Annotated in this window: 22 protein-coding genes, 2 pseudogenes and 1 other annotated feature; of the genes and pseudogenes, 23 read left to right on the top strand and 1 reads right to left on the bottom strand. The window is 38.6% G+C overall.

Annotated elements, in window-relative coordinates:
- The 5 genes and pseudogenes from IGI47_RS04920 to IGI47_RS04940 all read left to right on the top strand — a co-directional run bounded on the left by IGI47_RS04920 (position 1) and on the right by IGI47_RS04940 (position 5,806).
- Positions 1-1,295: pseudogene (locus IGI47_RS04920) on the top strand (TRAP transporter large permease).
- 9 nt (positions 1,296-1,304) lie between these two features.
- Complete coding sequence (locus tag IGI47_RS04925; RefSeq protein WP_311930147.1) at positions 1,305-2,153, top strand: sugar phosphate isomerase/epimerase family protein; 849 nt, start codon at positions 1,305-1,307, stop codon at positions 2,151-2,153.
- A gap of 243 nt (positions 2,154-2,396) precedes the next feature.
- Positions 2,397-3,235 (top strand): annotated as a pseudogene (locus IGI47_RS04930) (AraC family transcriptional regulator).
- Positions 3,236-3,697: 462 nt separating this feature from the next.
- Positions 3,698-4,057, top strand: coding sequence for a DUF1304 domain-containing protein (locus tag IGI47_RS04935; RefSeq protein WP_438783525.1), 360 nt, complete (start codon positions 3,698-3,700; stop codon positions 4,055-4,057).
- Positions 4,058-4,186: 129 nt separating this feature from the next.
- Positions 4,187-5,806: a SulP family inorganic anion transporter gene (locus IGI47_RS04940; RefSeq protein WP_438783526.1), complete on the top strand. Its 1,620-nt coding sequence runs from the start codon at positions 4,187-4,189 to the stop codon at positions 5,804-5,806.
- A 378-nt stretch (positions 5,807-6,184) separates the two neighbouring features.
- Here IGI47_RS04940 and IGI47_RS04945 read toward each other — a convergent pair whose 3' ends face one another.
- A complete protein-coding gene (locus IGI47_RS04945) occupies positions 6,185-6,829 on the bottom strand; it encodes a uracil-DNA glycosylase (RefSeq protein ID WP_311930151.1) in 645 nt (214 codons plus the stop codon).
- Positions 6,830-6,979: 150 nt separating this feature from the next.
- Positions 6,980-7,056 (top strand) — a sequence feature (ribosomal protein L21 leader region).
- A 19-nt stretch (positions 7,057-7,075) separates the two neighbouring features.
- Between IGI47_RS04945 and rplU the strand changes: the two genes are divergently transcribed.
- From rplU to IGI47_RS05035, 18 genes are all read left to right on the top strand, one after another.
- Positions 7,076-7,384, top strand: coding sequence for a 50S ribosomal protein L21 (rplU, locus tag IGI47_RS04950; RefSeq protein ID WP_005881104.1), 309 nt, complete (start codon positions 7,076-7,078; stop codon positions 7,382-7,384).
- 30 nt (positions 7,385-7,414) lie between these two features.
- On the top strand, positions 7,415-7,759 hold the full coding sequence (locus tag IGI47_RS04955) for a ribosomal-processing cysteine protease Prp (protein WP_002289451.1): 345 nt from the start codon (positions 7,415-7,417) through the stop codon (positions 7,757-7,759).
- 12 nt (positions 7,760-7,771) lie between these two features.
- On the top strand, positions 7,772-8,065 hold the full coding sequence (gene rpmA / locus IGI47_RS04960) for a 50S ribosomal protein L27 (protein WP_016177062.1): 294 nt from the start codon (positions 7,772-7,774) through the stop codon (positions 8,063-8,065).
- 295 nt (positions 8,066-8,360) lie between these two features.
- Positions 8,361-9,068: a putative ABC transporter permease gene (locus IGI47_RS04965; protein WP_376716940.1), complete on the top strand. Its 708-nt coding sequence runs from the start codon at positions 8,361-8,363 to the stop codon at positions 9,066-9,068.
- Positions 9,069-9,324: 256 nt separating this feature from the next.
- Entirely contained in the window at positions 9,325-12,153 is a 2,829-nt protein-coding gene (locus IGI47_RS04970) for a sigma 54-interacting transcriptional regulator (protein ID WP_438783527.1), read from the top strand.
- A gap of 189 nt (positions 12,154-12,342) precedes the next feature.
- On the top strand, positions 12,343-12,834 hold the full coding sequence (locus IGI47_RS04975) for a mannose/fructose/sorbose PTS transporter subunit IIB (protein ID WP_311930153.1): 492 nt from the start codon (positions 12,343-12,345) through the stop codon (positions 12,832-12,834).
- Positions 12,835-12,935: 101 nt separating this feature from the next.
- Complete coding sequence (locus IGI47_RS04980; protein WP_005881096.1) at positions 12,936-13,907, top strand: mannose/fructose/sorbose PTS transporter subunit IIA; 972 nt, start codon at positions 12,936-12,938, stop codon at positions 13,905-13,907.
- A gap of 33 nt (positions 13,908-13,940) precedes the next feature.
- Positions 13,941-14,750 carry a PTS mannose/fructose/sorbose transporter subunit IIC gene (locus IGI47_RS04985; RefSeq protein ID WP_123862294.1) on the top strand — a complete coding sequence of 270 codons (810 nt, stop codon included), beginning with the start codon at positions 13,941-13,943 and terminating at the stop codon, positions 14,748-14,750.
- 17 nt (positions 14,751-14,767) lie between these two features.
- Positions 14,768-15,682 carry a PTS system mannose/fructose/sorbose family transporter subunit IID gene (locus IGI47_RS04990; protein ID WP_104661381.1) on the top strand — a complete coding sequence of 305 codons (915 nt, stop codon included), beginning with the start codon at positions 14,768-14,770 and terminating at the stop codon, positions 15,680-15,682.
- Positions 15,683-15,864: 182 nt separating this feature from the next.
- Positions 15,865-16,239: a DUF956 family protein gene (locus IGI47_RS04995; RefSeq protein WP_005881093.1), complete on the top strand. Its 375-nt coding sequence runs from the start codon at positions 15,865-15,867 to the stop codon at positions 16,237-16,239.
- 190 nt (positions 16,240-16,429) lie between these two features.
- Entirely contained in the window at positions 16,430-16,675 is a 246-nt protein-coding gene (locus IGI47_RS05000) for a GlsB/YeaQ/YmgE family stress response membrane protein (protein WP_081133904.1), read from the top strand.
- A gap of 168 nt (positions 16,676-16,843) precedes the next feature.
- Positions 16,844-17,908, top strand: coding sequence for a M24 family metallopeptidase (locus IGI47_RS05005; protein ID WP_311930154.1), 1,065 nt, complete (start codon positions 16,844-16,846; stop codon positions 17,906-17,908).
- Positions 17,909-18,135: 227 nt separating this feature from the next.
- A complete protein-coding gene (locus tag IGI47_RS05010; RefSeq protein ID WP_081133902.1) occupies positions 18,136-18,561 on the top strand; it encodes an Asp23/Gls24 family envelope stress response protein in 426 nt (141 codons plus the stop codon).
- Complete coding sequence (gene nusB, locus IGI47_RS05015) at positions 18,554-19,003, top strand: transcription antitermination factor NusB (protein ID WP_005881076.1); 450 nt, start codon at positions 18,554-18,556, stop codon at positions 19,001-19,003. Before IGI47_RS05010 ends, nusB begins: the two co-directional genes overlap by 8 nt.
- A 95-nt stretch (positions 19,004-19,098) precedes the next feature.
- Complete coding sequence (locus tag IGI47_RS05020) at positions 19,099-19,944, top strand: bifunctional methylenetetrahydrofolate dehydrogenase/methenyltetrahydrofolate cyclohydrolase (RefSeq protein ID WP_438783528.1); 846 nt, start codon at positions 19,099-19,101, stop codon at positions 19,942-19,944.
- The gene (gene xseA / locus IGI47_RS05025) at positions 19,945-21,306 is read left to right on the top strand and encodes an exodeoxyribonuclease VII large subunit (protein WP_438783529.1); all 1,362 of its coding nucleotides are present in this window, start codon (positions 19,945-19,947) and stop codon (positions 21,304-21,306) included. It abuts the gene before it with no gap.
- Complete coding sequence (locus tag IGI47_RS05030; RefSeq protein WP_081133899.1) at positions 21,287-21,511, top strand: exodeoxyribonuclease VII small subunit; 225 nt, start codon at positions 21,287-21,289, stop codon at positions 21,509-21,511. The genes xseA and IGI47_RS05030 overlap by 20 nt, the downstream gene beginning before the upstream one ends.
- A complete protein-coding gene (locus IGI47_RS05035; RefSeq protein ID WP_438783530.1) occupies positions 21,511-22,395 on the top strand; it encodes a polyprenyl synthetase family protein in 885 nt (294 codons plus the stop codon). The genes IGI47_RS05030 and IGI47_RS05035 overlap by 1 nt, the downstream gene beginning before the upstream one ends.
- The last annotated feature ends 13 nt before the right edge of the window (positions 22,396-22,408 follow it).

The following is a 22,408-nucleotide window of genomic DNA, read 5'->3' on the forward strand; positions in this document are numbered from 1 at the left end:
ATGGCACTAGAAGCCGGCTTGATTCTATTTGTCGTTTTTGTTGTATTGCTTATAGTAGGAATGCCAATTGCAATTAGTATTGCTTTTTCATCTATGATGACGTTATTGTTGGTCATTCCATTTAATGTTGCCACCTTTAGTTCTGCTCAAAAAATGGTTGGCAGTATCAATAGTTTTTCTTTAATTGCGATTCCCTTTTTTGTTCTATCAGGTATTATTATGAACAATGGTGGATTGCCAAAAAGCTCGTCGATTTTTCCATGTTATTTGTCGGGCGTATCCCAGGTTCTTTAGCACATACGAATGTTTTAGGAAATGCTTTATTTGGCTCAATTTCTAGTTCTGCAATTGCTGCTTCGACAGCGATTGGCGGGGTGTTAATTCCCCAACAAGTAGAAGAAGGGTATGATCGGAAATTTGCGACAGCGGTGAACATTGCTTCAGCTCCTACAGGGATGGTCATTCCTCCCAGTACTGCGTTTATCATGTATTCATTGGTGGCAGGTGGTGCGTCGATTTCGGCTTTATTCATGGGAGGATATCTTGTCGGTGCGTTTTGGTCGCTTGGAATTATGATAGTGGCTTTCGTTATTGCCAAAAAGAATAAATACCCAACGATCCAAAAAGGACAATTGAAAGATGCCAAAAAAATATTAAAAGAAGCAATACCTAGTTTATTGTTGATCCTCATTATTATTGGGGGAATTTTAACTGGAATCTTCACCGCTGTCGAAGCGTCTGCTATTGCAGTGATCTATTCATTACTGATTGCCATGTTTTATTACAAGACAGTAAAAATAAACGACATTCCCAATATGGTAGTGCAAGCAGTTACTATGTCAGGAACGATTATGTTTTTGCTTGCAACCTCATCAATGATGTCATTTGCAATGGCATTTACCGGCATCCCGCAAGCAATTAGCAGTATGATTATGGGTATTACTGATAATAGATTAATCATTTTATTATTAGTTAACTTAGTTTTATTGTTTGTTGGGATGTTTATGGATGTTGCACCAGCAATCTTAATTTTTACACCTATATTTCTACCAATTGTTACAAGTGTGGGGATTGATCCTGTCCATTACGGCTTATTCTCAATTATGAATCTTTGTGTAGGATCAATAACGCCTCCTGTTGGTACAGGGCTATATGTAGGAGCCAGTGTAGGAGGAGTAAAAGCCGAATCCATGCTTAAACCAATGTTGCCTTTTTACGCTATCATGCTCGTTGTTTTATTTTTGATCACTTATTTTCCAGAGTTAGTCATGTGGCTACCCAATGTATTAAGTTAGGAGGAAAAAATGTTAAATTTAACTATCCGCGGGCATGATCTTACTCAAGCACACACCCTAAAAGAACTAGCTGAAGAAACTCAAAACCAAGGCATTCATACAGTACAGTTAGCTTTAAGGCTGTCCTTTCCAGAATTAGCTTCCGGGGCAGGAGCTATTAATTCTGGAATGGGAAACTTTGTCAAACGAACACTAATGCAAAAAAATGTTCATGTTGGGATTTTAAGCTGCTATATTAATATGATTCACCCCGATTTAGCTATTAGAGAACAATTGTTAACAAAGTTTGAACGCTACCTGCAATACGCAGCTTCATTTGGAGCTTCTATGGTTGCTTCAGAAACTGGCAACGTTTTTCCTGAGATTTTCTATACAGAAGAAAATTTTACTGATGAGGCTTTCGAGCAGGCAGTTGCAGTAATCCGTCGATTAGTGAAAACTGGAGAAAAGTATAATATGATGGTAGGAATCGAGCCCGGATTGAATCACCCCATTTACTCTATCGAACGTGTTGTTCAGTTGCTTGATGCAGTAAAATCGGACTATCTAGGCATTATCTTAGACCCCACTAATTTAATTGCAAGCAGTACTTATCAAGAACAAGTTCAACTGGTGGAATCTGCTTTTGACCAGTTTGGAGAAAAAATATGTGCGGTACATTTAAAGGACTTTATTGTGAAAAAACAACAAATCATTCCAACAAATCTCGGCGAGGGACAGCTGGATTATCAAAAAATAGTCGAACTAATTACAGAAAATAAGCCTTATTTATTTGTAGTTTTGGAAGAGACAAAGGATCAAAAAATAAGTCAGGCAATTAAACTACTAAAAGAAGGCGAAAACTCGAATTTCGAATGACGCGAAAGAGACTAAGTGCGAAGCAGTTCTTTTCTACGGTAACTTTCTTTTTTGTAGAAAATAGTTCAGGTTAAGAAGAGGGCCAACCCATCGTTTAGGATTGATTGCAACTCCTTCTTTTAACAAGACGACAAGTTGGCTATAATATACTTGTTCACAACTGAACAAAAAAAGGGGGCAAGCGATGTATCAAAAAAAATACGTGGCCAACAAGTCAATACGATGGTATCAGATTAATATGAAATTTATCATGTAACAGATGTTGTTAGTCCAAACAAAACCCTATATCATCATCATGACTTTTACGAAGTACACGCGACTTTGAAAGGTACAGCTTTTTTTTATCTAAATGGTCGGCAATTTACAATTGAACAGGGAACTATTTTATTGATCCATTCCAATGATCTGCATCAGATCGTCCGACAGTCTTCAGATGTATTTGAGCGGGTTTATGTTTTTGTCACATCCTCATTTTTAGAGAACCGGTCCACTAGATGGACGAATTTAGCATCTTGTTTTCAACCCTTAGGAGAAAATAGAAGTCGTATATTACAAGTATCCCCACAATTAGTAAAAGAAAAGTTATCATTTATTGATTCTCCACCAGACAAGGAAATTTATGGGGAGGATATCAAGTACGAACAAGCATTGGTAGATTATTTCATCTTTTTGAACCAAGCTGTGCAAATGGAAGAGTGTACCCAGGCACAAAATGCAGTCGTTCTGAATGAACGTGTGGAACAAATGATGCACTATATTTCCAATAACCTATCGCATCCTTTGACGCTAGATGAAATGGAAAAATACTTTTTTGTAAGTAAATACCATATTACAAGAGAGTTTAAAAAGCATACGGGCGTTACTTTTCATCAGTACGTTATGAAAAAAAATTAATTTATGCCAAACAGCTATTGCGAGAGTACAATAGCTCCAGTAGCATTTACCGAAAATGTGGGTTTTGTTCTTATCCTCATTTTCTAAAGGCATTCAAAAAAGAGTTTGGCTTAACACCAAAAGAGTTTTTAAAGCGTAGTGCACAAAATCAATTGATCCATTATGAACATTTTGAGCAGGAACATTGATCCTTTGTATAGATACCACTTGGCATAGAGCCTATCCAACATCACAAATAACTGAGACTGGGACAAAACTTGTCTCAGTCTCTTCTAGTTTCTCTAAAAACGGATAAACGGTGAGTCAAACGTAGCATCTTCGAAAAATAAGCCGAAATTTACCAAAAATTGGAGAAGCAATTTTCGGAAATTCCTTCTTATATCTTGATGCTAAACACGTTTGTCTCACCTTCGGTTATTTGTGGAGAACTATGTACTTACCTGCTGAAAAAAAGCATACGTGGAACATAGATCAAAAAATGAAGGATAGTTTGTTTTAGCAACAGTCTGATAAGGAGAATCCGTCATTATTCAGGTATACATACCAAGCTAAAAGGTTTGATTTTTTATTTTTAGGCTGTTCAGCTATACTATTTTTACTCATCCCTTTTCTTTTGGGATGGTAGAGATATCTTCAAAGGGGGAAGTAGAATGTCAGTCATTTCACAAATTTTGATCACGCTTGTTGCGGTTGAATTCTTTTATATCATGTATCTTGAAACTTTTGTACCTAGTTCTAAAGCCACCGGCAGAGTCTTCAAAGTGAGCCAAAAAGAATTGGCCAATCCAACGGTTCAAACGTTGTTCAAAAATCAAGGAATCTATAATGGGTTGATTGCTGTGGGGCTTTTATACGGAGCTTATTTTGCAACGGCTCAAAAGGAGATTTCACTTTTACTGCTAATCTACATTTTATTCGTCGCTGCGTATGGAAGTTTTACTAGTGATAAAATGATTTTCTTGAAACAAGGCGGACTAGCAGTGATTGCGCTTATGACGCTAGTATTCTAAATAATGAAAATGCAGAAAATTTCATGAAAAAATGGACTAACTTTGTGAAAAATATTACTTTATGGTGGAATATATGCTATCCTAGTACTCGCGTGTTTGAAAAAACAATAGTAAAAAGGAGTTTATAGGTTGTTTAAAAAGTATGTTTTTTTATTAAAAGAAGAGTTCACAGGATATGATTTTTCAAAGTTTCAAAAGGACTTGCTAGCAGGAATCACTGTGGCGGCGGTAGCCTTACCGCTTGCATTAGCTTTTGGTGTATCTAGTGGGGCGAATGCGGCTGCTGGTTTGATTACAGCAGTGATTGCTGGATTAGTTATTGGTAGTTTATCAGGCGGATTCTATCAGATCTCTGGTCCTACAGGTGCCATGGCTGCTATCTTGATGTCGATTGCGGCAACACAAGGAATGCAAGGTGTATTGCTTGCGACATTTTTAGCCGGTATCTTGTTGCTTCTTGCGGGTATTCTCCGATTAGGTACATTGACTTCATTTATTCCAGCTCCCGTGATTACTGGGTTTACCTCGGGGATTGCGATCATCATTGCATTGGGGCAAGTGGATAATTTGTTTGGTGTTCACTCGGAGGGAGCAAATGTCATTGAAAAACTGTCTAGCTATCATACCTTAGGCTTTCCAGTGAATATCGCTTCATTCTTGATGGGATTCGTCGTAATTGTAGGAATGATTCTTTATCCTAAAAAATGGGCTGCGAAAGTGCCAAGTTCACTTTTAGCGATCATTCTCACTACTGTCGTGATGCTGCTGTTCCAATTACCAATCGCAACAGTTGGGAAGATCCCCCAAACATTAATCAGCAGTGATCGCCTGATGATCGATGCTTTCGATCTTTCTGCGTTAAAAGAAGTAATGGTACCTGCTATCAGTATTGCACTTTTAGGTATGGTCGAGAGTTTGCTTTGTGGAGCATCTGCTGGGCGTATGGCCAACAAACCATTGGATAGTAATCAAGAACTTGTAGCACAAGGAATTGGGAATCTAGTATTACCTTTTTTTGGTGGGATTCCTGCAACAGCGGCGATTGCTAGAACGAGCGTGGCTATCAAATCTGGCGCACAAACTAGATTAGCTGGGATTATCCATGCGTTCGTTTTATTCTTATCAATGATCGTTTTTGCACCGATTATGTCAAATATCCCAATGCCTGCTTTAGCGGGTGTTTTGATCGTTACAGCTTGGCGGATGAATGAATGGAGTACGATAAAAACGTTAGTAGCCAATAAATACTGGTCAGGGATCTTGCTATTTGGACTAACCATGGTTTGTACAGTCATCTTTGATTTGAGTATTGCGATCGTCATCGGTATCATCGGTGGGTGTATTTTCTTTGTCATCAAAAGTGCAGCTATCACGATTTCTGTTGAAACGATTGATTGGCAAAGAATGAATCTGCCAGAAACAAAGAAACTAGAAAATTGGACGGTTGTTTATATCAGCGGACCACTCTTTTTCATGTCAGCGGAAAAATTAAAAAACAAATTAGCGCAATTGAATCATAAAGATGGCCTGATTTTTTCAATGCGCGGAGTACCAAGCATTGATCTGACAGCAAAAGCAGTTTTTGAAGAGTTTCAAGAGAAGGCGGAAAGCAGAGGGCAAACGATCATTTATACTTCCTTACAACCAGAAGTTGAGAAACAGTTACAACATTTATGGAAAAAAGAGGGAACTGAACAACATCAGACTGTTGCCCATGCACTTTCAGCATTACACGAACAATATACTTAATTTAGGTCATAACAAAAGTATTTATCTTTGTGAAAAAAGAAGCACAAAAGACCGTTTTTCAAATTTGGAAAACTGGACTTATTTCCCAGGTGTTATTTATGTTCCGTCGTTTATTCGCGTTAAGAGAGGTCGAGACAAAAGTCGTTTAGGTTTGAGAAATTGGAAAAAAGAGGGGGGGACAGAAGTCTTTAACTCCGAGAAATAAGAAGAAATTAACGGAAATTACTTTTCAAATTTTTGTGAATTTCGACTTATTTCCGAAGTAGTTACTTCTGTTCCCACGCTCTTTTTTTTTGAAATTTCCGAAAAACCTGACTTTTGGACGCCGTTTATTCGGAGTCTGTAGCAAACCTGACTTTTTAGATTTGCTTCACGTTCTTAATTTTCTTTTTTCAGATATTCAGCCAAAGTAAGCCAGTCGTGATTGATCATCTCTGCTAAAGAACGATTATAGAAAATGGCTGCTGGATGGAATAGGGGGAAGACGTGATATGTTTTTTCACTCCATTTATAAGCATCCATTTTCTCATTCAATCTCAAAATAGGGCCAGTATACAATTGACCATGATTTTTTGAAATTTTATATGACTGTCCTAGTAAGCGTTGTAGTCCGATATTTCCCAAAGTTGCAATCAATTGGGGCTGGACATGTTCAATTTCATAATCCAAGATCGGTGCGTGAGCGAATATCTCCGCTTTTGAGGGTGTGCGGTTCGGATAGACAGTTTCAGTTGCTTGTTTGCGTTTGTTCAGGCGGTGGACCGTACGGTAAGGCCGACTTCTGACTGCACTTGTGATATAAACATCCTCACGTGTCAATCCAGCGAGGGAGAGTGCTTGCATCAATTCTTTGCCAGCTTGTCCGCTAAAAGGAATATGGTTTTCGATTTCTGTTTTTCCAGGAGCTTCTCCTACGAGCATCAGCTTCGGGAAAAGCGGTCCCTGTCCAGCCACAAATCCTTCTACTGGACGGTTTTGCATCCGGGTTTTTGCTTCTTGGACCAATTCATCTGGATAATGCATTGGATCTCCTCCTTTATACGACTTATTATAAATAGAAAAGAATAAAATTGCGATTGAACCACATTATGTAAAAAAGGGAAAGTTACATGTAAACTAGAGTTGACGGATGCGTATGTTTCTGGTAATCTAGTACTGTTGTAATTGTGGACTCTACAGCTACAACCGCACAGAACGAGTTTATTAAGTACAGTTTACTGTCACTCTGGATGGCGAGTCTAAGTCTATTATAAGGAGGTGCTTTATAGCATGTACGCAATTATTAAAACTGGTGGTAAACAAGTAAAAGTTGAAGTTGGACAAACAATCTACATTGAAAAACTTGACGTTGAAGCAGGCGAAAAAGTTGTTTTTGACGAAGTTATTTTAGTAGGTGGCGAATCTACAAAAGTAGGCGCTCCGACAATTTCAGGTGCAACTGTTGAAGGAACTGTTGAAAAACACGGCAAACAAAAGAAAGTCGTTACTTTCAAATACAAACCTAAAAAACATTCACACCGTAAACAAGGTCACCGTCAACCATACACAAAAGTGGTTATCGACGCAATCAACGCTTAATTAGCGCTTGAGAAAGAAGGCCTGAATAGAATGATCAAAGGAACATTTAAACGTAATGACGCTGGTCAAATCGTTTCATTTACTTTGACAGGGCATGCTGATGCAGGTCCTTATGGTAGTGATATCGTTTGTGCAGGAGTTTCTGCATTAGCTATCAGTACAGTAAACGGAATTGCCTCATTAGCTGGTTTTGAACCGATTGTCGAAATGAATGAAGAAGAAGGCGGCTATTTATATACCGAAGTAACTTCAGGAATGACACAAGAACAAAACAATATTGCCGAGATTCTATTAGAAAATCTCTTGTTGGGATTACAATCAATAGAAGCTGAAAATTCAGAATATATCCAAATTAAAACAATCAATGATAAATAGGAGGTGCAGACCATGTTGTTATCAATGAATCTACAATTATTTGCCCACAAAAAAGGTGGCGGTTCTACATCTAACGGCCGTGACTCAGAATCAAAACGTCTAGGTGCTAAACGTGCTGATGGACAAACTGTTACAGGTGGGTCAATTCTTTACCGTCAACGCGGAACAAGAATCTATCCAGGTGTAAACGTGGGTATTGGTGGAGACGACACTTTATTTGCTAAAGTTGATGGCGTAGTACGTTTTGAACGTAAAGGCCGCGACAAAAAACAAGTGTCTGTTTATCCAGTAGCTCAAGAAGCTTAATAAACGACTAGCTCTATTCCTTTTATGACAAGGAATAGGGCTTTTTTGTATGTTAAGGATATTTTTTGACCATATTTTTGACTATACTTTTTAAAAATCGAGATAGTTCGGTTGTTCATGTAAGTGTAAATCCATACAAACAAAAATATCTCAAATGTAGATTGCTTGAAAATTTTTGCTTTTCTTAAATTATAAATCAAATAAAACGCTCTAGGTCATGAAATCATTTTATTCCTTTTTTTGTTATACTAAATTTGTGGGAATTGTTCATTCTTTTACAAGAGGAGGAAGGTTTTTGGAAAATTTATTTATGACGTTTCTTACGTACTCTTTTATAGGTTGGCTTTGGGAAAGTATTTTTTGCTCGATCAAGGCAAGGCATTTTGTGTATCGTGGTTTTTTACTTGGTCCTTACTGTCCGGTTTATGGATTTGGTGTAGTGGCTGTACTGACACTTGTGCCAAGTAATGCGGGAACATTGCTGAATCTCTATTTCAATGCAGTGGTGATCGTAACGATCGTGGAATTTGTTACAAGCTGGCTATTAGAAAAATTATTTGGTATGAAATTATGGGACTACACAAAAGTTCCCTTTAATATTGAGGGAAGAGTGGCGGTTCCTGTGTCATTATTTTGGGGGATAGGGTGTCTCTTGTTGATCAAATGGATCAATCCGATGATTCAAGACGTCATTGAGTTATTTATTAGGAATACGGAAAATATTGGGCCGTTGGTGATTGCGTTTCTTTTCCTACTGGATGTACTCTCTACCTTTGTTTTTACATTTACGACCAAGAAAGAAGTAGCTTCTGTAATTGATGATTCTGATCCTGAAAATGCAGCGATAAAAGAATTTCGCTTAAAACATTTATTGATGAATCGTCGATCTTCTAGAAGTAGAGAAAGAGTCACTCAGTTTCTTAAAAGCCAGCCAATGAAAATAAAACATCATAATTTGAATCGTTTGATCAAAAATTATCCGAATATTCGATTTAAGAAATAATTAGTTTTTCATAACGATTTAATTAGTTAATTAGACAACTTTCTAACAGGTACTTTGTTTAGGGAGTGTCTTTTTTTAGTAATTTGTCATTTTAATAATCTGTTGATTTCAATTGTAAGACAGATTAAAGTAATAACACGCACTAGTACTAAGGAGAGTGGAACAAAAGATTTTTTATATGAAAAATAGTTGACGAAATCTAATTAAATCAATAGTATTATGTTTTGAAACCAGTCTAAAAAAAGGAGCGAGGAAATTGGCAAAACGAATTGACCGAATTTATACGTATGTCAAAGAGAAAACCGCTCATCTTACACCTGCTGAATATGATCAAGGCGTAACAACACAAGAAATCGCTGAAGTTTTAGGAATTCAACGAACGAATAGCAGTAAAGATCTTAATCAGCTTGTACGTGAAGGAAAATTGTTGAAGACAGACGGACGACCTGTACGTTACATATATCAAATGCACGTCACTTATAATCAACCAGCTGTTAAACATGTGATCAGCTATAAAGAAACGACGAATGAAATTGAAAAACCAATGATTCAAATCGATACAAAGGATATCTTTGCTAAAATCATCGGTGCAAATGGCAGTATGAAAAATTCTGTCGAACAAGCGAAAGCGGCAATTTTATATCCTCCAAAGGGATTGAATTGCCTGATTACAGGACCAACAGGATCAGGGAAGACCTACTTTGCACACGCAATGTTTCACTTTGCCAAGGCCAATAATGTAGTAGGGGAAGAAAATGAGCTGATCGTATTCAATTGTGCAGATTATGCAAATAATCCAGAACTGTTGATGAGTCATCTATTCGGCTATGTAAAAGGTGCTTTCACGGGGGCGGAAGAAGAAAAAATGGGGATCATCGATCAAGCAGACGGCGGAATGCTTTTTCTGGATGAGATCCACCGTTTGCCACCGGAAGGGCAAGAAATGATTTTTTATTTTATGGATCATGGCACGTATAGTCGTTTGGGTGAGACGACAAAATCTCATGAAGCGAATGTTCGGATCGTTGGGGCAACCACAGAAGATCCAGGTTCTTCTTTATTGGAAACTTTTGTTCGCCGTATCCCGATCAATATCAAGTTGCCGGCATTTGAAAAACGACCAGCAAACGAAAAAATCGATTTAGTAAAAATCATGATCGCTCATGAAGCCAATCGCACGCAGCGGAAAATCACGTTGACTGAAGATGTTGTCAAAGCTTTAGTAGGCAGTGTGACCTATGGAAATATTGGGCAGCTGAAATCGAATATCCAACTGGTTTGTGCAAGAGGCTTCCTGAATCATATGAATTCACCAGAAATCTCGATCACGATCGATGATTTGACGGAAGGGATCAGAAGTGGTTTGATCCAATTAGCGAGTAACAGAGAAGCGATGTCTGAATTATCAAAGTTACTGGAACCTAAAATCACGGTTTTACCTAATGATATGATCATGAAGATCCAGTCCGATCCCTATGAGCTTCCTTATAATCTTTATGATATCATCGGTGATAAGGCTGCTCTTTTGAAGTCAGATGGATTAGACCAAGAAGCAATCAATCATTTTATTTCGACAGACATCAATATCCACTTGAAATCTTTCTACAAGGATCACGGATTCTCCTTTAATGCGGATAACAAATTAGCAGAATTTGTCGATTCCAAAATCATTGAGGTAACAAACCAAATTTATGTGATGGTCAAAAAAGCATTACCTTATGAATTTCAACAGAATTTCATTTATGCCATGAGCTTGCACATTAGTTCGTTTTTAAAACGGATCAATATTGGCGAGGAACGTCATACAAATGACAATATACGTGAAATGGCGATTGATTTTCCGGAAGAATATACGATCGCACAAGAAGTAAGAAAATATATCGAAACCTATTTTCAAGTGAAGATTCCCGATAGTGAGGATTATTATTTGACGGTCCTGCTTGTGTCACTTCGAGCGAACCAAGCGAGTGGAAGAATCGGGGTCGTAGTGGCAGCTCACGGTACAAGTACAGCAAGCAGTATGGTACAAGTAGTCCAACAGTTATTAGATGCTGATAATGTACGAGCGGTCGACATGCCGTTGGATATGGATCCAAAAACTGCGCTTGCTAGGATCGAACGTAATGTTGAAGAAGTGGATGAAGGCAGTGGAACCATCTTATTAGTGGATATGGGCTCCTTAGCTTCGTTCAATACACAAATCCAAAGAGATACTGGGATTCCTGTTCGGACAGTGGATATGGTAACGACTTCCTTAGTTTTAGAAACGGTGCGGAAAGTATCTGTTTTGGGTACAGACTTGGATATGTTATATGAATCGTTGAAAAATTTCCGCGGCTATGCAGAAATCTCAACAGAGGTTACAGATGATCTATCAGATATTCGCAAAAAAGCTGTCTTGGCTGTTTGCGCATCAGGAGAGGGTACGGCTCAACGAATCAAAGAATTGATCGAACGAGCTGTCAGCAAACGCCAAGAGACGGAGTTAACAGTTTTAGCTTTATCGATCATTGAATTAAAAGATGCATTACCTAAGATCCAAGAAAACTATCAGATCATTGCAACAACAGGGATCACTGATCCACATGTTGCAGCTCCGTTTATACCGTTAGAACACTTCATTGATCAAAATATCGAACTGATTTTAGATCAATTACTTCTGGAATCGGAATTAGAGGACATGGATGAAGTCTCATTAGATGAAGAAACATCAAAAAAATCTTGTTTGGAGTTCATTACACAAAACTTTACGTTTATCAATGGAGCGAAATTGATTGATCCGCTGTGGGAATTTGCCGGAGCTATGGCACATGCCGTAGCGATAGATGAAACAGAATATGGTTTTAAGATCAATCTTGTTTTGCATACTGTAGGGATGATTGAACGGATCATTTTGAATGAACCTTTAACTGTTGAGGAAAATGAGCTGAAAGACATGTTTACAGATGAATATTATTTGTTAGTAGAAGAACAGTTGAACAAACTAGAATATCAAATAAAGGTCAAAACACCACCGGCGGAAATCTACTTTTTAGTAAAATTGATCCACAATCATTTGGAAAAAAATGAATACACTAATCTATAAATACACAAAAACGATACACTTTATTAGTGTATCGTTTTTGTGTATTGCTTAAGAAACCTTTAAAATCAACTAGTGTATTATAAAAAAGTTGGCACGCTTCTTGCTTTTAATAAAGTGTGCTAGGAGGTGGTTGTCACACAGAAATGATAGGGGTTTCTGTGAAGTAGTTTGAAAGAAGGAGATTTACTGATGGATATTCGGTTAGCACGTATAGATGATCGTTTGATCCATGGACAAGTTGCAACTGTTTGGTCAAAATTGACTGGTGTAGAGCGAATCATCGTTATTAGTGATTTAGTAGCCCAAGATAAATTGCGAAAGTTTCTATTAAAGGAAGCTGCACCGCCTGGGATCGTGGCGAATGTGATTACTGTTCAAAAAATGATCCAAGTTTATCAAAGTGGTTTATTAGCGAAAGCTAAGGTCATGTTACTATTTACTAATCCCCAAGACGTTGAGACGATTGTCCGAAGCGGTGTACCGCTATATTCACTGAATATCGGTGGCATGAGTTTTTCTGATGGGAAAACAATGATCACAAATTTTGTTTCAGTTGATCAGCGAGATATTGAATCGTTTCACTACTTGGATCGTCAAGGTGTGGAATTGGAGATTCGTAAAGTACCCGCAGATAGAAAGGTCCTTTTGATGGAATTACTAGCGAAAACCAAAAAGGCATAAAAGTTGTTGTTGGAAAATGGTCAAATTCATCTGTTGTAATAGGTAGCAATTATTTTTAATTTTTGATTTTGTTACAACAAAAAGAAACAGGAGGTATAAGTATGGTAGGGATTATCCTTGCAAGTCATGGACAATTTGCTGAAGGAATCTTGCAATCTGGTTCAATGATTTTTGGCGAACAAGAAAACGTCAAAGCAGTCATTTTAAAACCCAGTGAAGGTCCAGATGACTTGAGAGCCAAATTAGAAGAAGCTGTTGCTTCTTTTGATAATCAAGACGAAGTATTGTTCTTAGTTGATTTATGGGGCGGAACGCCATTCAACCAATCAAACACATTGTTTGAAGAACACAAAGACAAATGGGCAATCGTTAGTGGTTTGAACTTGCCTATGTTGATCGAAGCATACGCATCTCGCTTCTCAATGGAATCTGCACATGAAATTGCAGCGCATATCATTGAAACAGCAAAAGAGGGCGTGAAAGTAAAACCAGAAGAATTAGAACCACAAGAAGCACCAAAAGCAGCTGCACAACAAGCAGTAACATCGGGTACTCCTGGTAAATTCAGCTATGTGTTAGCTCGTATCGATTCACGTTTGCTTCACGGACAAGTTGCGACAGCTTGGACGAAAACAACAAATCCAACACGGATCATCGTTGTTTCAGATGCAGTAGCAAAAGATGAACTTCGTAAGAAATTGATTCAACAAGCTGCTCCTCCAGGTGTTAAAGCACACGTGGTACCAGTGGAACAAATGATCAAACTTGCAAAAGATGATCAACATTTTGGTGGTCAACGCGCATTACTATTGTTTGAAAACCCTCAAGATGTTTTACGAGCAGTAGAAGGCGGAGTACCATTAGAAACAGTTAACGTTGGTTCAATGGCACACTCACCTGGTAAAGTACAACCAAATAAAGTATTAGCTTTCAGTCAAACAGATATTGATACATTCAATCAGTTAAAAGAAGCTGGAATCAAATTTGATGTACGTAAAGTGCCAAATGATTCAAAAGGAAACATGGATGAAATTTTGAAAAAAGCGCAAGAAGAATTGAACAAACACGCATAATTCAATTATCAGAAAAAATGGAGGATTAATATCATGGAATTAAATATTATTCAAGTGATCTTAGTCGTTATCGTTGCATTTTTGGCTGGTATGGAAGGAATTCTTGATGAATTTCAATTCCACCAACCAGTAGTCGCATGTACGTTAATCGGCTTAGTTACTGGGAACCTACTCCCTTGCCTTATCCTAGGTGGTACATTACAAATGATCGCTCTTGGCTGGGCAAATATCGGTGCTGCTGTAGCTCCTGATGCTGCTTTGGCATCTGTTGCATCTGCAATTATTTTAGTATTAGGTGGTCAAGGAAGAGCTGGGGTTTCTTCAGCTATCGCAATCGCTGTTCCTCTTGCTGTTGCTGGTTTGTTACTAACAATCATCTGTCGTACGATTGCAACTGCCTTCGTTCACTTGATGGATGCTGCTGCAAAAGAAGGTAACTTCAGAAAAGTTGAATTTTGGCATATCGTTGCAATTTGTTTACAAGGTATTCGTATTGCAATCCCTGCTGGTTTGATCCTAGCAATTGGCGAAGGTCCAGTAAGAAGCTTACTTGAATCTATGCCAGCTTGGTTAACAGACGGTTTAGCAATCGGTGGTGGTATGGTTGTGGCTGTTGGTTATGCAATGGTTATCAACATGATGGCTACTAAAGAAGTATGGCCATTCTTCGCTATCGGTTTCGTTTTGGCAACTGTAACACAAATCACTCTTATCGGACTTGGTGCAATTGGTGTGGCTCTTGCTCTTATCTACTTGGCACTTTCTAAACAAGGTGGCGGTTCAGGTAATGGCGGGAACTCAAACACTGGTGACCCACTAGGCGATATCATCGACAACTATTAAAGGAGGCGTACACGAAAATGGCAGAAGAAAGAATTCAATTATCTAAAAAAGATCGTATTTCTGTTTGGTGGCGTTCGACTTTCATTCAAGGATCTTGGAACTACGAACGTATGCAAAATGGTGGTTGGGCATATTCAATGATCCCAGCGATCAAGAAATTATATAAAACAAAAGAAGACCGTGCGGCTGCATTGGAACGTCATTTAGAGTTCTTCAATACACACCCATACGTAGCTTCACCAATTATCGGTGTAACATTAGCGTTAGAAGAAGAACGTGCAAATGGCGCACCTGTAGATGACGTAACAATCCAAGGGGTTAAGGTCGGTATGATGGGACCTTTAGCTGGTATCGGGGATCCGGTTTTCTGGTTTACAGTAAGACCTATTCTTGGTGCATTAGCAGCTTCACTAGCGATTAGTGGTAATATCTTAGGACCAATCATCTACTTCTTAGGATGGAACATCATCCGTATGGCTTTCACTTGGTACACACAAGAATTTGGTTATAAAGCCGGTTCTAAAATCACTGAAGATTTATCTGGTGGATTATTGCAAGATATCACTAAAGGGGCTTCGATTTTGGGGATGTTTATCCTTGGATCATTAGTTAACCGTTGGGTATCGATCAAATTCACACCAGTTGTTTCAACTGTAAAACTTGATAAAGGTGCCTACATTGACTGGAATTCACTACCTTCAGGTGCAGAAGGAATCAAGAGCGCATTGGAACAACAAGCTGCTGGCTTGTCTCTAACATCTGAAAAAGTAACAACTTTACAAGATAACTTAGACAGCTTGATTCCTGGATTGGCTGCATTATTGTTAACATTGTTCTGTATGTGGCTACTTAAGAAAAAAGTTTCTCCAATCATCATCATTCTTGGTTTATTCGTGGTAGGTATTGTCTTCCACTTAATCGGATTAATGTAATTTGTAGAAATGATTCTGTTGAAGCTGTGGCAAAAGTCATATTTGATTTTTGTCACAGCTTCTTTTATAATCGCTTCGAAGACACTATCGGATTATGTGAGGTTGGTAAAATATACATTTTTTCTTTAAATTTTACTTAATGCAAGCCTACTTTTCCCAACCTCGGAAATGGAGTATAAGAAATGGTACAATCTATCAATACAAAAGTCGATTTAACAACAAATGCTACTTCTTATTTAGGGATCACAGATTATGGTAAGATCATGATTGGTGATAAGGGTTTTGAATTTTATAATGAGCGAGATGCACGTAAATTTGTCCAGATACCCTGGGAGGAAGTAGATCAGGTGATTGCGTCTGTCATGTTTAAGGGAAAATGGATTCCTCGTTTTGCCATCAAATCAAAAAGAAATGGTACGTATACTTTTTCTGCTAAAGACCCTAAAAAAGTGTTACGTGCGATTAGAAACTATGTTGATCCTAGCAATATGGTTAGATCATTAAGTTTATTAGATGTAGTGAAACGCGGCGTGAAGAATATTTTTAAACGCAAATAAAAATAGGCGAATGAGGTCAAGACAAAAGTCGCTTAGGTTTGAGAAATTGGAGAAAAAAGAGGTTGGGACAGAAGTGTTTAACTCCGAGAAATAAGCTACCATAACACCTTCTTGCTACTTGTAGTTCAATCATTTGCTCGCTTTAAAACGTGTATGCTAGAATTGTAACGTACAAAAAGGAGGTTATATTATGGGTTGGTTATGGACATTGATTGTGGGAGCGATTATTGGTGCGATTGCCGGAGCAATTACCAGTAAAGGAAATTCCATGGGATGTATCACAAACATCATTGCCGGATTGATTGGTTCAAGTATAGGACAAGCAATATTTGGTTACTGGGGGCCGCAAGCAGCAGGTATGGCACTTATTCCGTCGATTTTAGGGGCTGTTATTTTAGTAGCGGTTGTTTCATTCTTCTTCGGAAGAAAATCATAAAGGTATAATTATTTTCTATTGGGTATGATAGCTAGGGCAAATCATTAGATGATTTGTTCCAGCTATTTTTTCTTATAAATTTATCAATAAAATTCGCTTTATTTGTCTTGAAGAAGCGAAAATTTGCTATAATAGAAAAAAGAGGCAAAGAAAGAAGGAGTTTCATTTATGATGCTACGAGTAGAAAAATTACGTAAAAAAATGCGGGAAAACAATTTAGATTCATTTTTGATCACAAGTCCTTATAATCTCCGTTATTTGACAAACTTTACTGGAACAACAGGTTTAGCGGTGATTACATTAGAGAAAGCATTCTTTATTACAGATTTTCGTTATACTGAACAAGCCGCAACACAGGCACAAGGATTTGAGATCATCAAAAATGTCGGACCGATTTTTGATGAAGTAGCTAACTTAGTTCGTAAAGAAGGCTTACGTATGTTAGCTTTTGAAGAATCAACTGTTTCATTTTTAGAATACTCAGTGTTAGAAGAAATCGTTGATGCAGAATTGATTCCTGTTTCTGAGATGATCGAAGAATTACGAGAAGTGAAAGATGAAGAAGAAATCGCGATCATTGAGAAAGCTTGTAGTATAGCCGATATGGCATATGATCATATCTTGAAAATGATCCAACCAGGCATGACAGAGATCGAAGTAGCCAATCAAGTAGATTTCTATATGCGTTCCCTAGGGGCATCAGGCGTTTCATTTTCTACGATCGTTGCTAGTGGACTACGTTCTGCAATGCCTCATGGTGTAGCAAGCAATAAAGTCATTGAACAAGGCGATATGATCACTTTGGACTTCGGTTGCTACTATGAAGGATACGTTTCTGATATGACACGTACATTTGCAATTGGCGACCCAGGTGAAAAACTTAAAGAAATCTATGAGATTGTATTGGGTGCTCAATTAGCAGTGATTGAAGCTGCTAAGCCAGGCGTTACAGGTATCCAACTAGATGCAGTCGCAAGAGACTATATCACGAAGCATGGTTATGGAGAAGCCTTTGGACATTCCACTGGTCATGGTATCGGACTAGAGATCCATGAAGGACCGAATGTTTCAGCTAGAGCAGAAAAACAGTTTATCGTTGGGAATATCATTACAGATGAACCAGGAATCTATCTTCCAGGAATCGGTGGTGTCAGAATCGAAGACGATTTGTTGATCACACCAGAAGGAAATCGAGTATTGACTCATTCACCGAAAGAATTGATTATTTTATAATCTGTTTGACAGATGCAAGATTCATGCGGACTTTGTTATAGAAAATCACTCGATTTAATGATACACTATATAAGAAATCGAGCTTCGACAATTATAGAGAAGCTTGCTTGAAAGAACGAGCTGAAAGAAGCAAGTGAACAGTTTACCTTTGTGTATTGCGAGTAAATCGAAGAAAATATTTTTACACGTAAGCAATATGCACATAGGCAAAAGGAGGAATAGATAAAATGGCAGAGGACAAAAATTTGATCTTGAATGCGAGTCAAGAGCTAGGTGAAATCGTTATTGCGCCAGAAGTGATTGAAGTGATCATTGGGATCGCTGCTTCAAAAGTTGAAGGTGTTTATGGGATGCGTGGCACATTTGCCAGCAACGTGACCGAATTGTTAGGACGAGCAGCTCATGGTAAGGGTGTTTACTTAGTAAATGATGAAGATGGCTTGAAAGTAGATCTTTACTGCTATTTAGAATATGGTGTCTCTGTTCCTAAGGTAGCAATGGAAATGCAAGAACGTGTCAACCAGCAAGTTCTTTTCATGACTGACATTGCTTTAGCAGAAGTGAATATCCATGTTGTAGCAGTAGTACCCGAAAAGTTGGAACAACCAGCGATCGAAGAACTTTTTGAAGATGAAGAGGAAGAAAATGAATAAAGAACTATCAAGACACGAGATTCGTGAAATGGCTTTGCAAGCATTGTTCCCATTGGATTTCAATGCTGACCTGACAAAAGAAGATGCAATTTTCCACGCAATTGAACTTGATCATAAAGACATGATCAATGAAGAGGAGTCAGAATTCGTTCCTGTTTATCTAGATACGCTAGTTGGCGGGGTATGTGCCAAAAAAGATGAATTAGATCGTACGATCGAAAAACATCTTCGAGGGAACTGGCGAATCAACCGTATTTCCAAAATGGACTTAGTCATCTTACGTATTGCTATTTTTGAAATGATGTATATTGAGGATGTACCATCCGCCGTTGCATTGAATGAAGCAATCGAATTGACGAAAACTTTTAGTGATGATCAATCACGTAAGTTCGTTAATGGGGTATTATCAAATGTATTGAAGGAAATAGAAGCTGGGGCGTAAGTCCTAGCTTTTTTCTGTTAATGAGTCAAAACGGGTTATAAAACAACGATTATCTATGGTAGAATAAAAGCAAAAAAAAATCTGGGAGTGATTGTATGGCAGAATTGATCAATGGAAAAGAATTAGCTGAAAAAATGCAAGCAGAGATTGCTATAAAAGTAAATGAACTAAAAGAAAAAGACATCCATCCCGGATTAGTCGTTTTACTAGTGGGTGAAAATCCAGCTAGTCAAGTCTATGTTCGAAACAAGGAACGTTCCGCAAAAACGATCGGTATTTATTCAAAAGTCGAACGATATGCGCAGACGATTTCTGAAGCGGATCTGTTGGCTGAAATTGAAAAGTATAATCAGGATCCTAGATTCCATGGTATCCTAGTTCAGTTGCCACTACCAGAACACATAGATGAAGAGAAAGTCTTACTTGCAATCGATCCTAAAAAAGATGTCGATGGGTTCCACCCAATGAATTTAGGCCGATTATTAGCGGGAAATCCTGATAAGATTCCATGTACCCCTTATGGAATCATGAAAATGTTTGAAGCTTATGACATTGATCTTTCTGGCAAACGAGCAGTGGTGATCGGACGAAGCAATATTGTTGGAAAACCGATGGCACAGCTGATGTTGATGGCGGATGCTACTGTTACGATCGCGCATTCAAAAACAAAACAACTTCCAGAGTTAGCTAAAGAAGCAGATATCTTGGTCGTAGCCATTGGTCGTGGTCATTTTGTAACAAAAGAATTTATTAAACCAGGTGCTGTTGTGATCGATGTGGGGATGAATCGTGATGAAAACGGCAAGTTGATCGGTGATGTGAAGTTTGATGAAGTCGAACCTTTGGCAAGCTACATCACACCTGTTCCAAAAGGCGTTGGACCGATGACGATCACAATGTTGATGTACCAAACAGTCCTGGCCGCTGAAGCAGGTGAGTAGATGACCCAAGAATATTTAACAGTTACTACGTTAACGAAGTATTTAAGAAGAAAATTTGATGTAGACCCTTATCTTGAAAGGGTCTATTTAACAGGAGAAATTTCTAATTTCCGTTTACGTGCAAACGCACACCAATATTTTAGTTTGAAAGATGATCATGCCAAAATATCTGCCATCATGTTTAAAGGAGCTTTTCAGAAACTGCGCTTTCAGCCAAAAGAGGGGATGAAAGTATTAGTTGTCGGGAGAATCTCGCTTTATGAAGCTGCTGGATCTTATCAGATCTACGTGGAACACATGGAGCCTGATGGTGTAGGGGCACTTTACCAAGAACTGGAAGAGCGAAAAGAAAAACTGTTGAAAGAAGGACTTTTTCAAGGACCAAAACGGACACTTCCCCGCTTTCCGAAAAGAATCGCTGTTTTGACTAGTCCAAGCGGTGCGGTGATCCGGGATATCATCACTACAGTAAAACGGCGTTATCCGATTGTTCAGTTAGTCCTATTTCCAACCGTTGTCCAAGGAAACCAAGCGGCAGACAATATCGTAAAAAATATCCAGCAAGTAGAAAAATTGGGGAATTTTGATACGATGATCATAGGCCGTGGTGGTGGATCAATCGAAGATTTATGGCCATTTAATGAAGAGCAAGTTGCTAGAGCAATCTATGAAGCAAAAACACCTATCATATCCTCCGTTGGACATGAGACAGATACAACAATTGCTGACTTAGTTGCGGATGTGAGGGCTGCGACTCCGACTGCAGCAGCTGAATTAGCTGTCCCAGTGTTATCAGAAGAATTGTTGAAGATTAAGGAGCGACAAGCTAGACTTGAACAGGCATTTATGCGCCAGATTCAGCGCAAACAAGAACGCTTTGAACGGGCAAAACAATCTTACGTCTTTCGTCAACCCGATCGCCTATATGAGGGTCAGACCATCAAATTGGATCAGTTGAAACAACGGTTGATGCAAGCAACACAGCAAATTTACCATCAAAAAGAAAAAGAAACATTGAATTTATCGCATCAGTTGCAACAAGTTGCCCCTCTTTATCGAGTGAAGTCTGCGAAACAAGAAGCAGGTTATCTTGAGAAAAGGTTAGCAGAGAAAATGCAGCAATACATGCAAAGGCAAAGGCAACAGTTTCAACAAGCAGTTCAATCTCTGGACCTGTTAAGCCCACTGAAAATCATGGGACGCGGTTATACGTACACGACCAACAATGAGCAAGTGGTCAAAAGTGTGACAGAGGTCCAACCAGACGATTCTTTGGTTATCCACTATCAAGATGGGCAAGTAATCGGGAAGGTACAAAAAGTAGAAAAGGAGCATAAACAAGATGGCAAATCCAACATTTGAAGAATCATTGCAAGAGTTAGAAAAAATCGTCATGCAGTTGGAACAAGGAGATGTTCCTTTAGAATCAGCACTAGATGCATTTAAACGTGGAATGGAATTAAGCAAGCAATGTCAGGATACTTTAACAAAGGCAGAAGAAACACTAACGAAAATGATGACAGAAGCAAACGAAGAAATTTCTTTTGAAGGAAAAGAGGAAGCCTAATGAAATTAGCTGATTTTTCTGCTATTCATCTTCCTGCTGTCGAAAACGAGATGCTTGCTTTTCTTGACGAGTATACATCTGATGAAAAGTTAAAAGAAAGCATGGTGTATTCGATCCGTGCGGGGGGTAAGAGAATCCGCCCTTTACTTTTGTTGGCTACAGTTGCTTCATTTGAAGAAGGTATTAATACGACTGTTTATCAAGTAGCTGCCGCCCTTGAAATGGTTCATACGTATTCGCTGATCCATGACGATCTGCCAGCGATGGACAACGACGATCTGCGTCGAGGGAAGCCAACGAATCATAAAATCTATGGCGAAGCACTGGCTATATTGGCGGGTGATGGCTTACTCACAGGTGCGTTCCAGCTGATTAGTATGACTCATTTAGCAAATTCACCAAAACTTCTGCTGTTACAACAGTTAGCTATTAGTGCAGGGACGCAGGGAATGGTTGCTGGCCAAGCTGCCGACATTGAAGGCGAAACAAAACAACTTGCTTTAGAAGAATTAGCGTTCATCCATGAGAGAAAAACAGGGCGGTTGATCCATTATGCGCTACTAGCCGGCGGAGTTTTAGCAGATCAGCCGAAAGAAGTAGTAGGGGAATTGCAACAGTTAGCCAGACACCTAGGACTGGCTTTTCAAATTCGAGATGACTTATTAGATGTGATCAGTACTACTGAGGAGTTAGGAAAAACTGCTGGAAAAGATGCGGAAATGGAAAAAAATACCTATCCCCGATTGCTAGGGATCGAAAAGACAAAAACAGCATTGAAAGCAGAAATCGCTAGTGCGAATGAAATCATCGAACGTCTAGAACAAACCGTCTATTCGTTTAAAGGACAACTGCTTCGTCAATTAGTACAGCAATTTGATATATAGGAATGAGGAAAAA

The sequence above is a fragment of the Enterococcus sp. AZ191 genome (assembly GCF_051713845.1).
Lineage (GTDB): Bacteria > Bacillota > Bacilli > Lactobacillales > Enterococcaceae > Enterococcus_B > Enterococcus_B durans.

What these genes read in the sequence shown, in the direction of transcription:
- IGI47_RS04925 (WP_311930147.1), top strand. Translation starts at nt 1,305, where the DNA reads ATGTTAAATTTAACTATCCGCGGGCATGATCTTACTCAAGCACACACC.
- IGI47_RS04935 (WP_438783525.1), top strand. Translation starts at nt 3,698, where the DNA reads ATGTCAGTCATTTCACAAATTTTGATCACGCTTGTTGCGGTTGAATTC.
- IGI47_RS04945 (WP_311930151.1), bottom strand. Translation starts at nt 6,829, where the DNA reads ATGCATTATCCAGATGAATTGGTCCAAGAAGCAAAAACCCGGATGCAA.
- rplU (WP_005881104.1), top strand. Translation starts at nt 7,076, where the DNA reads ATGTACGCAATTATTAAAACTGGTGGTAAACAAGTAAAAGTTGAAGTT.
- IGI47_RS04955 (WP_002289451.1), top strand. Translation starts at nt 7,415, where the DNA reads ATGATCAAAGGAACATTTAAACGTAATGACGCTGGTCAAATCGTTTCA.
- rpmA (WP_016177062.1), top strand. Translation starts at nt 7,772, where the DNA reads ATGTTGTTATCAATGAATCTACAATTATTTGCCCACAAAAAAGGTGGC.
- IGI47_RS04975 (WP_311930153.1), top strand. Translation starts at nt 12,343, where the DNA reads ATGGATATTCGGTTAGCACGTATAGATGATCGTTTGATCCATGGACAA.
- IGI47_RS04980 (WP_005881096.1), top strand. Translation starts at nt 12,936, where the DNA reads ATGGTAGGGATTATCCTTGCAAGTCATGGACAATTTGCTGAAGGAATC.
- IGI47_RS04985 (WP_123862294.1), top strand. Translation starts at nt 13,941, where the DNA reads ATGGAATTAAATATTATTCAAGTGATCTTAGTCGTTATCGTTGCATTT.
- IGI47_RS04990 (WP_104661381.1), top strand. Translation starts at nt 14,768, where the DNA reads ATGGCAGAAGAAAGAATTCAATTATCTAAAAAAGATCGTATTTCTGTT.
- IGI47_RS04995 (WP_005881093.1), top strand. Translation starts at nt 15,865, where the DNA reads ATGGTACAATCTATCAATACAAAAGTCGATTTAACAACAAATGCTACT.
- IGI47_RS05000 (WP_081133904.1), top strand. Translation starts at nt 16,430, where the DNA reads ATGGGTTGGTTATGGACATTGATTGTGGGAGCGATTATTGGTGCGATT.
- IGI47_RS05005 (WP_311930154.1), top strand. Translation starts at nt 16,844, where the DNA reads ATGATGCTACGAGTAGAAAAATTACGTAAAAAAATGCGGGAAAACAAT.
- IGI47_RS05010 (WP_081133902.1), top strand. Translation starts at nt 18,136, where the DNA reads ATGGCAGAGGACAAAAATTTGATCTTGAATGCGAGTCAAGAGCTAGGT.
- nusB (WP_005881076.1), top strand. Translation starts at nt 18,554, where the DNA reads ATGAATAAAGAACTATCAAGACACGAGATTCGTGAAATGGCTTTGCAA.
- IGI47_RS05020 (WP_438783528.1), top strand. Translation starts at nt 19,099, where the DNA reads ATGGCAGAATTGATCAATGGAAAAGAATTAGCTGAAAAAATGCAAGCA.
- xseA (WP_438783529.1), top strand. Translation starts at nt 19,945, where the DNA reads ATGACCCAAGAATATTTAACAGTTACTACGTTAACGAAGTATTTAAGA.
- IGI47_RS05030 (WP_081133899.1), top strand. Translation starts at nt 21,287, where the DNA reads ATGGCAAATCCAACATTTGAAGAATCATTGCAAGAGTTAGAAAAAATC.
- IGI47_RS05035 (WP_438783530.1), top strand. Translation starts at nt 21,511, where the DNA reads ATGAAATTAGCTGATTTTTCTGCTATTCATCTTCCTGCTGTCGAAAAC.